The organism is Acinetobacter bouvetii, from assembly GCF_902753875.1.
GTDB classification, from domain to species: Bacteria; Pseudomonadota; Gammaproteobacteria; order Pseudomonadales; family Moraxellaceae; genus Acinetobacter; species Acinetobacter bouvetii_A.
This window is the reverse complement of record NZ_CADDTS010000042.1, coordinates 66969-81392: the sequence shown is the minus strand read 5'-3', so window position 1 is coordinate 81392 and position 14424 is coordinate 66969. Positions and strand designations below refer to the sequence as shown.

Sequence of the window (14424 nt, the reverse complement as noted above, 5' to 3'; positions counted from 1 at the left end):
CTGTTTCAAATGCTTTTGGACTCATTCTTTCGAGATGCTAATGGCACCTGATTTGATTATAAAATATCTTTATATAATCTTATAAGTTTTCTAAGTGACCTAAATTTTTATTTTGTACGCTATGAAGGATAGTTTGCAAAATTTCAATTCGTGCAGCATATTTACTATCATTGGCAATGATGTACCAAGGAGAAATATCTGTGCTCGTGTATTTGAACATATCTGATGCTGCTTGTAAGTAGGCATCCCACTTTTCTCTATTACGCCAATCATCTTCTGTTAATTTGAAGTTTTTTTGAGGTGTATTTTTTCGCATGTAAAAACGACGTAATTGTTCATCTTTTGAAATTGCTAGCCAAAATTTTATAACAATTGTATTCGTATCAGACAGTTGTTTTTCGTACTGATTTATTTCTTCATAAGCATTTTGCCATTCTATTGGGTTAATTAAATCTTCTACACGTTCTACAAGTACACGTCCATACCAGCTGCGATCAAAAATATTAAGTGCCCCATTCGTTGAATGCTTATTCCAAAAACGCCACAAATAAGGACGTAATCGTTCAAAATTTTCTGGTGCTGAAATACTATGAATATTATATTCGTGTAGCCCTAGAAATTTAATGATGCGCTTAATTGAACTGCCTTTACCTGCGGCATCCATACCTTCAAAAACTAATACAACGTTATGTGATGAATAACGTAGAACATCTGCGACTTTCCTTTCTAGTTGTTTAATGGTTTTTTTATACTCTATGTGGCTAATTTCACTTTTTTTTATTTGAGTTAAACTTGAAGGAATAGGTGCCGCCTGATATTTTAATTTATTCTTAATTTGTACAGGTGGTAGTTTTAGATGTTTAAGTATTAATTGAGAAAACTGTGTATTTCTTTCTATATTGTTTTCACTATTAATGATTACCCAATCGTGGGTGAATCTATTTCTTAAAGTTTTAATTTGATTGTATAAGGTTTTAGTTTCCCATTTTTTTTGTGGAAAATCATCCCATGTAAAACGTGGAACTCTTTGGATTTTATTAATAATATCAATATTTTTTGTGCGAATTTTTACTTTGCTCCATGAAACTTCAAACCAAACTTTAATAATATCTACATTATTATTTTTTAAGTAACTTTCAAATTCATATATACGCTTTAAGTGTTCGTTGAATGCATTATTTTGTATTTTTTCATCATTTAATATAGTTGACGCTAGTAAATCAGTATACCAATTTCCATAAAAAAACATGATTTGTCCATTTTTTGGAATGTCATTTATGTATGGTTGCCAAATTAATTTATTTTCTTTGACTCTATTTGGGGTTTCAGCCTTAATTTTTAAATATCTAGGATCCATTAATTCACTTAGCTTTTTGATTGATTCATTTTTTCGCGTTAGTTCAATTCCGCCAATTATTACTAATATACTCTTTGATTTAGAATTCTTGAGTTTATATTGTTCTTGAATTAATTTAATGGAGAGGTCTTGATAATTCATTTTAAGTCTCGTTTAAAAAATTTTTAATAAAATAATTATAAATTCAGTTGTAGTCAATGTTATTGTTTTATGATTAAAGTTGTTTTGCAACAACTTTTTTTTGTGCCAGTAAAACAAAACTGACTAAAAAGATCGGTATTTTTTTAATTATTATTTTTATTAGTGTGGTTAATATAAGTTATTGTTTTTATTGATATTTAAAATATTAAAATATTAAAATATTAATTTTTGACCTTTTTTTATTTTAAGTTTATATTATTTATAAGAAAAAGTTGTCGACAGCAATATTTTTATATGTCTTTGGAAAGGGGCTGTTATGAGTCTTGAGATTTCAACTGTTTTAGAACATAAAGAAAACTTGAATAATGCTTTTTTTAAGAAAAAGACACAGGTTAGAGCAATTGAATCTGATTTTAAGATGGTGAATCAGACTATTAAGCTTCTATCAGAAGGTGGCGTTAATGCAGTTACATTAGAGGCAGTAGGTGTGAATGCTGGATACAGTCGCGGTTTAGTTTCTAGGCGCTATGGTTCTAAGGATCAATTACTTGTTCGAGTTTTAAATTATTTGGAAAACTGGTTAAATGAGAAATCTAAAATTGCAACTAATAATAAATATGGTTTAGATGCTATTAATTCATTAATTTTAAGTATTTCAGATGATTTTTATTTGCATCGTGAAAAATATAGAGCATATTTTTGGTTGAGATTTTATGGTTTAGAACAAAATAAAATTTTAAATGAATGTCTGGTAAAATCTCATAATATGCGTGAGGAAAACACTATTAAATGGCTTAAAGAAGCATTAGCTCTAGAGGAATTATCACGAAATGTAGATATTGAAATGGTACATGATTTTATTAAAACATCATTGATGGGTTTAGTTCATAACTGGATGGTAGATCCTAATTTTAATATTGAAATTAGATTGAAGCAGTTAGTTTGTATTCATTTAAAAAATATGTTTTCAAATTCTCATTTGTATCATTCTATTAATTTTTGGGGTGAATAATATTATGCAATTTACCCAATTAAAATATAGTAGTTTTTTAATTATATTCAGTATTACTGGTTGTCAACAAATAGATCCTTATCAACAGCCTAAAATTTCTTTATCTCATAATTATCCGATTCAAACTCAGCACTCTTACCAAGCACTTTCTTGGATTGATTATGTCAAAGATCAACAACTTATTAATATTGTCGATCTGGCACTAGTGGCGAATCAGGATTTAAAGATTGCTTCATTACGTATGCATGAAGCACAAGCGGCTTATAATATTCAACGTGCTGAACTTTTTCCCAATATAGGTGGTACTGCGAGCATGGAACGCAGTCATGTGCCTGCCGACTTATCTTATGTCGGTAGAGAAGTGACATCCAGTCAGTATTCTGTGGGTCTTGGCATGAACCAATGGGAGCTGGATTTGTGGGGTCGTATCCGCAGCTTGAATGAAGCGGCTTTGCAGCAATTTCTTGCAGTTGAAAGCAATGTGCATGCAGCACGCAATAGTATTATGCAGCAGACTGTTCAAAGTTATTTAACGCTGTCTGAACTGGATAAACGTATCCATTTTGCTCAGCGTTCTGTACAGAATTATGAAAAATCAGTACGAATTTTTAAGCGCCGTTTTGAGGTGGGTGCAGGCTCTAAAGTGGAATACATGCAAGCAAAAACAATGCTCAGTAATGGTCAAGCTTTGGTGGCTGAATTACAGAAATCCCGTGCACTGACTGCAAACTATTTAGTGCAATTGGTGGGACAGCCGATTTCTTTGCCTAAAACAGATTTAGATCAAGTGACTTTTAAAACAAGTATGCTACAAACGGGTTTGCCTTCAGACTTATTGTTGAACCGTTTTGATATTCATGCTGCGGAAGCAATGCTTAAATCTAAGCATGCCAATATCTATGCGGCACGCGCAGCATTTTTTCCACGTATCGCACTGACGGGCAGTTTTGGAACAGCCAGTGCAGATTTAGACGATTTATTTAAATCTGGCAGCAGTGTTTGGTCGTTTGCTCCAAGTATCAGTGTGCCGATTTTTACTGCGGGTCGTCTAAAAAATAATTTGACCTTAGCAGAAGTGCGTAAAGAGATTGCAGTGGCAGAGTATGAAAAGACGGTACAGAACGCATTCCGTGAAGTCTCTGATGCACTGGTTCAACAGAAATATTTAGATCAACAATTACGGATTCAGAAACAAGGACTCAGTGCTTTCCAGGAAACTGCACGGCTGGCACAACTGCGTTATGACAACGGTGCTGTGGGATATTTAGACGTTTTGGATGCACAGCGCAATTTACTTAGTGCAGAACAGCAATTGATTGAAACGCAAAGTAGCTTAATGCAGTCCTATGTCAGTCTTTATTTTGCCTTGGGTGGTGACACCGCATTTGCAAAAAAAATTTAAAATATTGGGTAATTAAACATGAATTTTAAGAAAATAACCATTGCTGGGTTCATCGTTGTTTTAGGGGTGGTCGCTTATCTGATCTGGAAAAATATGAATAAGCCAGACACTGATGCCTTAGTCAGTGGCAATGGACGTATTGAAGCCACTGAAATTAACGTATCTAGTAAGCTATCTGGTCAGTTAGAAGAAATTTTGGTTAAAGAAGGTGACTTTGTCGAGCCTGGTCAAATCTTGGCGCGGGTTAAAATTTCTACTTTAGAGGCCCAATTGCGTGAATTGGAAGCCCAGCAGCGTCAAGCACAGGATGCAATTGCCACTGCTGAAGCACAAGTGTCAATGCGCATTAGTGAAAAATCTGCTGCTGAGGCAATGGTACAGCAGCGTGAAACCGAATTGATGGCCGCTAAAAACCGTTTGGCGCGTACTGAGGTTTTAGCCAAAGAGGGAGCCTCATCAAAGCAGCAACTCGATGATGAACGTGCCTCTGCACAGCAAGTAGCAGCGGTATTAAGCGCAGCTAAAGCACAAGTGCAAAGTGCGCAAGGTGCGATCGTGGCCTCTAAAAGTCAAGTTTCAGCGGCTCACTCTCAAGTTGACGCAATCAAAGCATCGATTGAACGTATTAAATTTGATATGGATGATGCGCAATTACGTGCTCCATTAAAAGCAAGAGTGCAGTTCCGTGTTGCACAGCCGGGTGAATTGGTGGCAGCAGGTGGACGTGTTTTAAATCTGATTGATCTGTCTGATGTGTATATGACCTTCTTTTTGCCGGAAACTGTCGCAGGGCATATCGCCATTGGTACAGAAGTTCGCATTGTGTTGGATGCCGCGAAAAATGTGGTGATTCCTGCCAAAGTGTCATTTGTTGCAGATACTGCACAGTTCACACCAAAATCGGTGGAAACTGAAAGCGAACGCCAAAAATTGATGTTCCGTGTTAAAGCGAAAATTGATCCCACTTTATTAAACAATAATATTGAACAAGTCAAAACAGGTTTGCCGGGTGTGGCATATATTAAAATTGATGATCAGGCAGTGTGGCCGACATTTTTAGAGAAAAAAGCTAAATGATGACACAACAATCTGAAAAAGGATCGTTTGTTGCAGAAATTGAAAATGTCAGCCTGAAATATGGAAAAACAGTCGCGCTTAATAAAGTGTCGTTAACGTTACCTGCAGGTTGCATGATTGGTTTGATCGGTCCAGATGGGGTAGGTAAATCTAGCTTATTGGCTTTGTTGTCAGGTGCTAAAATTGTGCAGCAGGGGAAAGTAACAGTCTTGGGTGGTGATATTGCAGATAAATATCATCGAATTCAGGTCTGCCCATATATTGCCTATATGCCTCAGGGTCTAGGAAAAAACCTCTATAAAACATTAACTGTTGAAGAAAATTTACAATTTGTGGCCCGGTTATTTGGACATGATGCCATCGAGCGCCGCAAACGAATTGATGAACTGACCAAGAGTACAGGTTTATACAATTTTTTAGATCGCCCAGCAGGAAAACTTTCTGGCGGGATGAAGCAGAAATTGAGTCTATGCTGCTCTTTAATTCATGATCCGGATTTTCTGATTTTAGATGAGCCTACAACAGGGGTTGACCCTTTGGCGCGAGCGCAATTTTGGGAATTAATTAACCGTATTCGCAAAGTTCGTCCACATATGAGTGTAATTGTTGCTACTGCTTATATGGATGAGGCACAAGGTTTCGACTGGCTTGCCATGATGGATGATGGGGAAATTTTAAAAACTGGCACACCGCAGGAGCTGCTCAGTCAAACCCAAAGCATCAGCTTAGAAGATGCATTTATTAAATTGCTGCCAGAAGAAAAAAAAGCCGGTTATGAACCTGTCGTGATCCCGCCCTTGCCGGATTATGGTTCAGATACCTTTGCACTTGAAGCGAAAGATTTAACAGTAAAATTCGGAGATTTTACTGCTGTAGATCATGTTAATTTTCAAATTAAACGTGGTGAGATTTTTGGCTTTCTAGGTTCAAATGGCTGCGGTAAATCTACCACCATGAAAGTGCTGACGGGCCTCTTAGAAGCATCGGAAGGGCAGGCATGGCTGTTTGGTCAGCCCGTTGAAGGCAGCAATATTGAAACCCGGCGTCGTGTGGGCTATATGTCGCAGGCTTTTTCCCTGTATAGCGAACTGACTATTGTGCAGAATTTGGTATTGCATGCCAAATTATTTCATGTGCCACAAGAGCAAATTGAGCCGCGTGTACAACTGATGCTCGAGCGTTTTGATCTTGAGAATGTGAAAGAAAAACTGCCTGATGATTTGCCCTTGGGGGTTCGTCAGCGTTTATCACTCGCAGTGGCACTGGTGCATAATCCTGAAATTTTAATTCTGGATGAACCAACATCTGGGGTTGACCCGATTGCGCGTGATAATTTCTGGCGCTATTTAATCAATTTGTCGCGTAATGATGGGGTCACGATCTTTATTTCAACGCATTTTATGAATGAAGCCTTGCGCTGTGACCGAATGTCAATGATGCACGCTGGACGGGTGCTTGACAGTGCGTCACCAGCACAGCTGATTAAAAACCGCCATGCTGAAACACTTGAAGAAGCTTTTATCGGTTATTTGATTGATGCTGGTGCAGGCACTAAAGATCAGCCCAATGATTTGGCGGAAAGTATTGCTGAAACAAATGGCAGTAAAGAACTGAATGCCAAGCCAAAAAAATTCAGTTTGCGCCGGTTATTGAGTTTTGCCTGGCGTGAATCTTTGGAGTTGGCGCGTGATCCGATTCGCGCCACCATGGCTTTAATGGGGTCATTAATTTTACTGCTGGTCATGGGCTACGGCATCACCATGGATGTTGAAGACCTCAAATTCGCTGTGCTGGATCGTGACCAAACGAGCTTAAGTCAAAACTACAGCATGAGTATTGCAGGGTCGCGCTATTTTATCGAACAACCATCGCTGCAAAGCTATGATGATATTGATCAGCGTATGCGTAGTGGGGATATTTCCTTGGCGATAGAAATTCCGCCAAATTTTGCTCGTGATGTTGCTCGTGGTGAACAGGTGCAAGTCGCTGCGTGGATTGATGGTGCGATGCCACAGCGTGCAGAAACTGTGCAAGGTTATGTGCAGGGGATTCACACGTATTGGCTGATGCAAAAAGCATTAGAACAAAGTGGTTATAAAACATCTAGCGCTGTGAGTGTTGAAACCCGCTACCGCTATAACCCAGATATTAAAAGTTTGCCAGCAATGTCGCCCGCAGTACTGCCTTTATTACTGCTGTTGATTCCTGCCATGCTGACTGCTTTATCTGTGGTGCGAGAAAAAGAATTAGGTTCGATTGTGAATTTGTATGTCACACCAGTGACGCGAACAGAATTTTTAATTGGTAAACAGATTCCGTATATTTTGTTGGCAATGCTGAACTATTTCCTTATGTGTTTGGTCATGGTTACTTTATTTGATGTACCTGTAAAAGGTAGCTTCTTTGCTCTGACCTTAACTTCTTTTTTGTTTGTAATTTTTGCCACAGGTATGGGGCTATTGGCATCTACTATTACCAAAAGCCAGATTGCTTCAATGTTTTTAGTCATGATTGGGACTTTGATACCAGTTATGCAGTTTGCTGGAATTATCAATCCTGTATCGTCTTTGGAAGGGTTTGGACGCTGGTTTGGGGAAATTTATCCGGCAACGCATATGGTCAATATCAGTCGTGGAATTTTTAATAAAGGTTTGGGCTTTGATGATTTGAAACAGGCCATTTGGATCATTGCCATGGCTGTTCCGGTAGTAATGTTTGCTGCTATTGCCTTGCTGAAGAAACAGGAGCAATAAGATGTTCACAAAATTACAGAATATCTATCAGCTCGGCTGTAAAGAGCTTTGGAGTCTCTGGCGTGATCCAATCATGCTAGTGTTAATTATTTACACTTTTACTGTATCAGTTTACACATCATCAACTGCTGTAAAAGAAACATTGAATATGGCGCCGATTGCGATTGTTGATGAGGATCATTCAACTTTGTCTGAACGGATTTCTTCAGCATTTTATCCTCCAAATTTTACCAGTAAAACGACAACGCTGAACACGATGGATGAGGGTATGGATGCAGGTGAGTTTACTTTTGCAGTAAATATTCCAGCCAATTTTCAGCAAGATGTGTTGTCTGGCGAAAGTGCGGAGATTCAAGTCAATGTTGATGCAACCCGTATGACTCAAGCTATGTCGGGTGCAGGCTATATTCAGCAGATGATTCAGTCTGAAGTGAATGAATATGTGCTGCGTAACCGTGAAGTCACTAATCTGCCTATAGATTTGGCGATACGCTCGCGTTTTAATCCAACACTTGAAAAGCAATGGTTTATGAGTGTCATGCAGATTATTAATAACGTGGCAATGCTTTCAATTATTCTGACTGGTGCAGCGCTGATTCGTGAACGTGAGCATGGCACCATTGAACATTTGATGGTAATGCCAGTAACGGTATTTGAAATCATGATGTCCAAAGTCTGGTCAATGAGTCTTGTGGTATTAATCGCTGCATTTGTTGGCTTAAAAGTCGTGGTTCAAGGTGTATTGCATGTACCGATTGACGGCAGTTTGCCGCTATTTTTCTTTGGCGCCTTACTCACACTGTTTGCAACTACTTCGATGGGTATTTATATGGCAACCGTTTCGAAATCCATGCCGCAGTTTGGCTTGCTAATGATGTTGGTACTAATTCCAATGCAAATGTTGTCAGGTGGGTTAACCCCACGTGAAAGCATGCCGGAAATAGTGCAGCAGGTCATGATGATTGCCCCAACTACACACTTCGTCTCTTTGGCTCAGGCCATTTTATACCGTAATGCAGGATTCGATGTGGTGTGGCCATCATTTGTATGGTTGTTAGGTATTGCGTCAGTGTTTTTTTATGTGTCTTGGAAGCGCTTTAAAGACACGATTCATACCATGGCGTAAAGGGTTTCCCTTTTGCAGGCAGATGACTCCCTGAATAGTCTGCCTGCTTTTTTTTTATTCTTTGATAATAATTCAATGGTGCAAGATTTAAATAAATGTCATTGAATAGCATAATTTTTTTGAAATTTATAGGGGAATGTAGTGCTTCAAATTCTCTCTGAACTATGTGGCGGTGTCGGTCTATTTTTAATTGGTATGACGTTACTGACTGATAGCCTTAAAGAAATTGCAGGTCAGACCTTGAAGGAGTTACTGACAAGGTTTACGGCAACGCCGTTTAAAGCCATGCTGTCAGGTTTGGGTATGACATTGCTGGTGCATTCATCTACAGCAACAATTGTCGCCGCCATTGGTTTTGTCGGAGCAGGGGTACTCAGTTTCACGCAAGCCATGAGTGTAGTGATTGGTGCCAATATCGGCACAACCAGTACTAGTTGGATTGTGGCATTTTTGGGCATGAAATTTTCCATTTCCATGTTGGCATTACCGATGATTGCTTTAGGCGCTCTGCTTAAACTCATCGCTAAAGGCCAAATGGCTTTATTGGGCCTTGTGATTGCAGGCTTTGGTCTGATTTTCTTTGGCATTGATGTTTTGCAAAAAGCCATGGCGGGGTTTGCTGTACACTCAGATTTATCCTTTTTTGGTTATGACAGCTTGTGGTCACAATTGGTTTTGGTGCTGATCGGCATCATTATGGCAATGCTGCTGCAGTCCTCTAGTGCATCTATTACAGCGACTATGGCTGCCTTAGTCAGTGGTGCGATTGACTTGCCGCAGGCGCTATATATGGTGATTGGGCAAAATATTGGTGCAGTCAGCATTACCGTGATTTCGGTGATTGGCGCTTCGATCAATGCCAAACGTACAGTTGCTGTGAACGTGATTTTTAATCTCGTGAGTGCGATTGCTGCATTTTTCCTGTTAGCACCGTTTTTTCTTTGGTTGATTAAACACAGTGCATTTTTCAGCAGCATTGATCAAGTGATTATGCTCGCGATGTTTCATACAGCATTCAGTGTGTTGGGGGCATGTATGTTTATGCCAAGTCTGAAATTTTTAGAACAGAAAATTATCCAATGGTTGCCAAGTAATAATCCTGCCATTTTAGACAGTCTGGATGATGGAAGTTTGCAAGTACCTGCCATTGCAGTACAGGCCGCGGAAAAGGCGGTATATTTCAGCATATTTGAGATTTTTAAAATTCTACAAATGGTTTTTCAGACTGGTACATTACCTAGACAGCAACAGTTGAATACGCTGAATGAGATTATTCAGCATATTGAGCAGTATTTAGAAAAAATAGCGATTCCTGAGCATCCTGCGCTCAAACAAAAATTCTTATCATTACTGCGAGTAATAGTCTATGTACGTGTCTTACATAATGATTTAGAGCGTTTAGATAATGCGATATTGCTACGAACACAACCAGCAATTTTTCAGTTAGCACTAGATTATTGCAATATTTTAGAAAGTTACTTTTCAAATATAGAACAGTTAGCAGATCAGTCAGTCATTGAAAGTCTTAGAGCCGATTTAAATCACTTAAAAAAATGGACCAGTAGCCATCGTGCCGAAATGCGCGAAAAAGTCATGGAATATACCGAAGTAAATCAATTAAGCGCGTCCAAAGGGGTGGAATTATTAGCTGCACAGCGTTGGATGGATCGCTTAATTGCACATAGCTATCGTTTCTCTAATGTGATGTATGAGCGTCTTTTAGAGGAGTCTTGATGAATGTGATTCATCGCATTTTTTATCCAGCTGTGCTGAGGCTAAGACATTGAATACTGTATTACTAGATTTATCCTTTCAAGAATTATTGAGAGTCATGGTATCTGCATTAGGCTGCGGTTTATTAATCGGTTTAGAACGAGAAAAGCATAATCGTAAAGAAAGTGAACCCAGTTTTGCCGGACTGCGTTCATTTACCATTTGCGCCTTGCTTGGGGCAGTATGTTTTTTACTACATCTTGCAGTAGGTATCTTAGGTGCATTTTCAGTCACGACTTTTTGTGTTTATAGCCTGATTAAACAAAAACAGGATATTGGTGCGACCACTGAACTGGCATTTTTGATGACCTATTTGATTGGTGCATTATGTGTGTTTAATGTGCCGCTTGCTGCAGGGTTAGCGGTAGTGTTGTGTCTGATTTTAATGGGCAAGCAGTCATTGCATTATTTTGCTGGCAATTGGATTCAGCATTTTGAACTGCGTGACGGTTTGTTTTTACTGGCACTGATTTTAATTGCGTTGCCACTGATGCCGGATCAGGCAATGTGGGGCACAGTACTCAATCCATATGTGATTCTAAAACTGCTGATCATGATTTTAGGCGTACAGTCCTTGGCACATATTGCTAAACGTCTCTTGCCAAACAATAAAGCCTTGATGTTGTCATCTTTGGCATCCGGTTTTGTTTCTAGCACCGCAACTATTGCCAGTTTGGGCATGGAAGTCCGTTCAGGCAAAGCAGAAGCCAAATCTAATGCCGGTGCAGGCTTAATTTCCTGTATTGCGACCCTGTTACAGCTGCTGATTATTGTCGCAGGGATTAATTTTGCTTGGTTTAAGGTTTTATTGTTGCCTTGCAGTATTGGCATTGCAGTGCTTTTGATCATTGCCTTGATGTTAATTCATTCATCCAAAGCGACGATGGGTCAACAGGCTACACCACAAAATGATATTACGCATATGGACAGTCGTATGTTCAGCATTAAGGAAGCCTTGATCATTGTGGTAACACTGACAGTGATTCAAGCAGCGGTATATGGCTTGAATGTAGTGTTGGGTGATAGCGGTTTGATTATTGGGGCATTCTTCGCTTCTTTATTTGAAGTGCATGCCGCCATGGCAACGGTGGTGATGCAAGGAACACCACAGCAGATGACGTTGGTCTACGCTATGATGATTGGTTTGGCTGCACATGCATTTTCTAAAAGCATCAATGCATTTTTAACTGGTGGCGGGAAATATTTTCTATATTTTGCCCCCGCACAAATGCTGCATATGGCGATTTTAATGGCGGTACTTTGGATGGTTATTCAGTAAATTTAGGATTTATTTTCAATATTTTAGAATGGTATTTAAGTTTTTGTTTTGTAATTCTATTTATTTTTAGCCAACTAAAAATGGCATTGCTTTTAAGAAATATGGGTAGTATATGAATTCCGTAGTTACACAAGCCTCCCCCCCGGTATATGGTCAAGTTGAGCGATATATTAATCGCGAGTTGTCAATTTTAGATTTTAATTTACGTGTCTTAGAACAAGCGGTCGATCCTTTAAATCCACTCTTAGAAAAATTGAATTTTTTATTAATTTTTTCTAGAAATTTAGATGAGTTTTTTGAAATTCGTGTTGCAACTATGTTGGAACATTTTGTTCAAGAGCGAGACATACAAACGGCTGATGGTTTATCCCCACAAGAAATTTTACATCAAATTTCGGAGACAGCACATGCTGCGATTGAACGCCAATATCAAATTTTAAATGAGCAAATTTTTCCGCAGTTAAGAGAAGAAGGCATCAGCTTTTTAAGACGTGGAGAGTTAACTCAAGCACAATCTAATTGGGTCAAAAAATATTTTCAGGAACAGGTTGCACCAGCCTTAACACCAATAAGTTTAGATCCTGCGCATCCCTTTCCACGCTTGGTCAACAAATCACTTAATTTCATTGTGACTTTGGAAGGTAAGGATGCCTTTGGCCGTCAGATCGATTTGGCAGTGGTTCCTGCACCACGTTCATTGCCACGTGTGGTGCGTTTGCCAGATGAGTTGACCGAAGGCAAAGAGCATCATGTGATGCTCTCTTCAATTATTCATACTCATGTGTCTGATTTATTTCCGGGAATGACGGCAACGGGTTGCTATCAATTTAGAGTAACCCGAAATGCAGATTTAACGTTAACTGAAGATGTTGAAGACTTAGCGGAAGCCTTAAAAGACGAACTCAGTTCACGCCGTTTTGGTCGGGCAGTACGTTTGGAGGTCAATAAAAATTGTCCAACACATATTTATGAATACTTACTCAAAGAATTCGATTTGGATACGCATCAATTGTATCGTGTCGACGGGCCTGTTAATTTGGCTCGATTGGTCTCGGATTTTAAACGCCCATATTTACGCTATGAGCCACATACTCCTGTGATTCCAAAAATACTGAAAAAATCTGCAAATATTTTCAGTGCGATGCAGAAACAAGATATTTTATTGCATCATCCTTTTGAATCATTTTCCCCTGTAATTCGATTATTACGTGAAGCCGCGCAAGATCCGCATGTTTTGGCCATTAAACAGACCTTATACCGTAGCGGTGCAAATTCAGAAATTGTGCAAATTTTGGCTGAGGCGGCACGAAATGGTAAAGAAGTCACCGCAGTGATTGAATTACGGGCACGGTTTGATGAAGAGTCCAATATCGCTGTTGCCAATGTTTTACAGGAAGCGGGTGCTGTGGTGGTATATGGCATTGTCGGCTATAAAACTCATGCCAAAATGATTTTGGTGGTACGCCGAGAAAATCAAAAACTGGTGCGCTACGCACATTTAGGTACAGGAAATTATCATGCTGGCAATGCCAAAATTTACACTGATTACGGTTTATTAACGACCAATCAAGATTTGTGTGAAGATGTACATCGTATTTTTCAAGAATTAACCGGTATGGGCAAAATGGTGAAGTTAAAGAAACTTCTACATGCACCATTTACTTTGCATAGTCAGTTGATGAATTTTATTGAAAATGAGATTGTGCTTGCGAAAGCAGGGAAACCGGCAAAAATTATCATTAAGGTCAATGCACTAACCGAAGTTCAATTGATTAATAAATTATACGAAGCTTCTCAAGCTGGTGTGAAAATAGAATTAATAATTCGTTCTATTTGTTGTTTACGTCCAGGTCTAGCAGGACTGTCAGAAAATATTCGTGTCCGTTCGATTGTGGGACGTTTCCTTGAACATACTCGTGTCTATTATTTTTACAATAATGGTGATACACGTGTGTATTGTTCTAGTGCTGACTGGATGGAGCGTAATTTATTTAAACGTGTTGAAGTGTGCTTTCCTATTGAAAATACTGGACTCAAAAAAAGAATTTATCAGCAAGGGTTAGAAAATTATTTAATGGATAATCAGCAATCATGGTTATTGCAAAGTGATGGTAGTTGGTGTCGTAACATCTCGACAGAAGATCAAAAGCCTCATAATGCACAACAGATGTTATTAGGTGATATTATTTGATAAAAAAATCCGGTTTTAAATTGGTTAAATCGGATTTTATCAATTTAAGATGCGTAAAAATTTCAAGTTAATAGATCTCTTTCATAAATCAAAAAAGCGATCATCTTTTTGATTAATATTTGTACCCCGGATTTTTTAGCATTAATGCATAATCTGCTGATGAAACACATCGATTCGAAGAAGCTTTCTGAAACACAGTTTAAGCGATATACAGGCATCTCATGGTCAACCTTTTATGTAATGGTGGAACAATTACAGAAGCAGGTTCCTGCTAAAGGTAGACTATCCAAGCTAAGTCTCGAAGACCAGGTTC

The 14424-nt window shown here is 38.7% G+C and carries 9 protein-coding genes; 8 read left to right on the top strand and 1 reads right to left on the bottom strand.

Features of this window, described 5'->3' with window-relative positions; translation table 11 throughout:
- Positions 1-79: 79 nt before the first annotated feature.
- Positions 80-1498, bottom strand: coding sequence for a phosphate--AMP phosphotransferase (locus FB6_RS12905; RefSeq protein ID WP_174560367.1), 1419 nt, complete (start codon positions 1496-1498; stop codon positions 80-82).
- Positions 1499-1814: 316 nt separating this feature from the next.
- On the opposite strand from FB6_RS12905, the gene FB6_RS12900 reads away from it, so the two are divergent.
- The 8 genes from FB6_RS12900 (at position 1815) to ppk1 (ending at position 14111) form a co-directional block, all read left to right on the top strand.
- Positions 1815-2510, top strand: coding sequence for a TetR/AcrR family transcriptional regulator (locus tag FB6_RS12900; protein WP_174560366.1), 696 nt, complete (start codon positions 1815-1817; stop codon positions 2508-2510).
- Between the two features lie 4 nt (positions 2511-2514).
- Complete coding sequence (locus FB6_RS12895; protein WP_004858405.1) at positions 2515-3912, top strand: efflux transporter outer membrane subunit; 1398 nt, start codon at positions 2515-2517, stop codon at positions 3910-3912.
- A gap of 18 nt (positions 3913-3930) precedes the next feature.
- A complete protein-coding gene (locus FB6_RS12890; RefSeq protein ID WP_174560365.1) occupies positions 3931-4989 on the top strand; it encodes an HlyD family secretion protein in 1059 nt (352 codons plus the stop codon).
- Positions 4986-7742 carry a ribosome-associated ATPase/putative transporter RbbA gene (rbbA, locus tag FB6_RS12885; RefSeq protein ID WP_004858397.1) on the top strand — a complete coding sequence of 919 codons (2757 nt, stop codon included), beginning with the start codon at positions 4986-4988 and terminating at the stop codon, positions 7740-7742. Before FB6_RS12890 ends, rbbA begins: the two co-directional genes overlap by 4 nt.
- A 1-nt stretch (position 7743) precedes the next feature.
- Positions 7744-8868: an ABC transporter permease gene (locus tag FB6_RS12880; protein WP_004858394.1), complete on the top strand. Its 1125-nt coding sequence runs from the start codon at positions 7744-7746 to the stop codon at positions 8866-8868.
- Between the two features lie 141 nt (positions 8869-9009).
- Positions 9010-10602, top strand: a complete 1593-nt coding sequence (locus tag FB6_RS12875; protein ID WP_174560364.1) for a Na/Pi cotransporter family protein — start codon at positions 9010-9012, stop codon at positions 10600-10602.
- A 49-nt stretch (positions 10603-10651) separates the two neighbouring features.
- Positions 10652-11920, top strand: coding sequence for an MgtC/SapB family protein (locus FB6_RS12870; RefSeq protein WP_004858387.1), 1269 nt, complete (start codon positions 10652-10654; stop codon positions 11918-11920).
- A gap of 112 nt (positions 11921-12032) precedes the next feature.
- Entirely contained in the window at positions 12033-14111 is a 2079-nt protein-coding gene (gene ppk1, locus FB6_RS12865) for a polyphosphate kinase 1 (RefSeq protein ID WP_004858386.1), read from the top strand.
- The last annotated feature ends 313 nt before the right edge of the window (positions 14112-14424 follow it).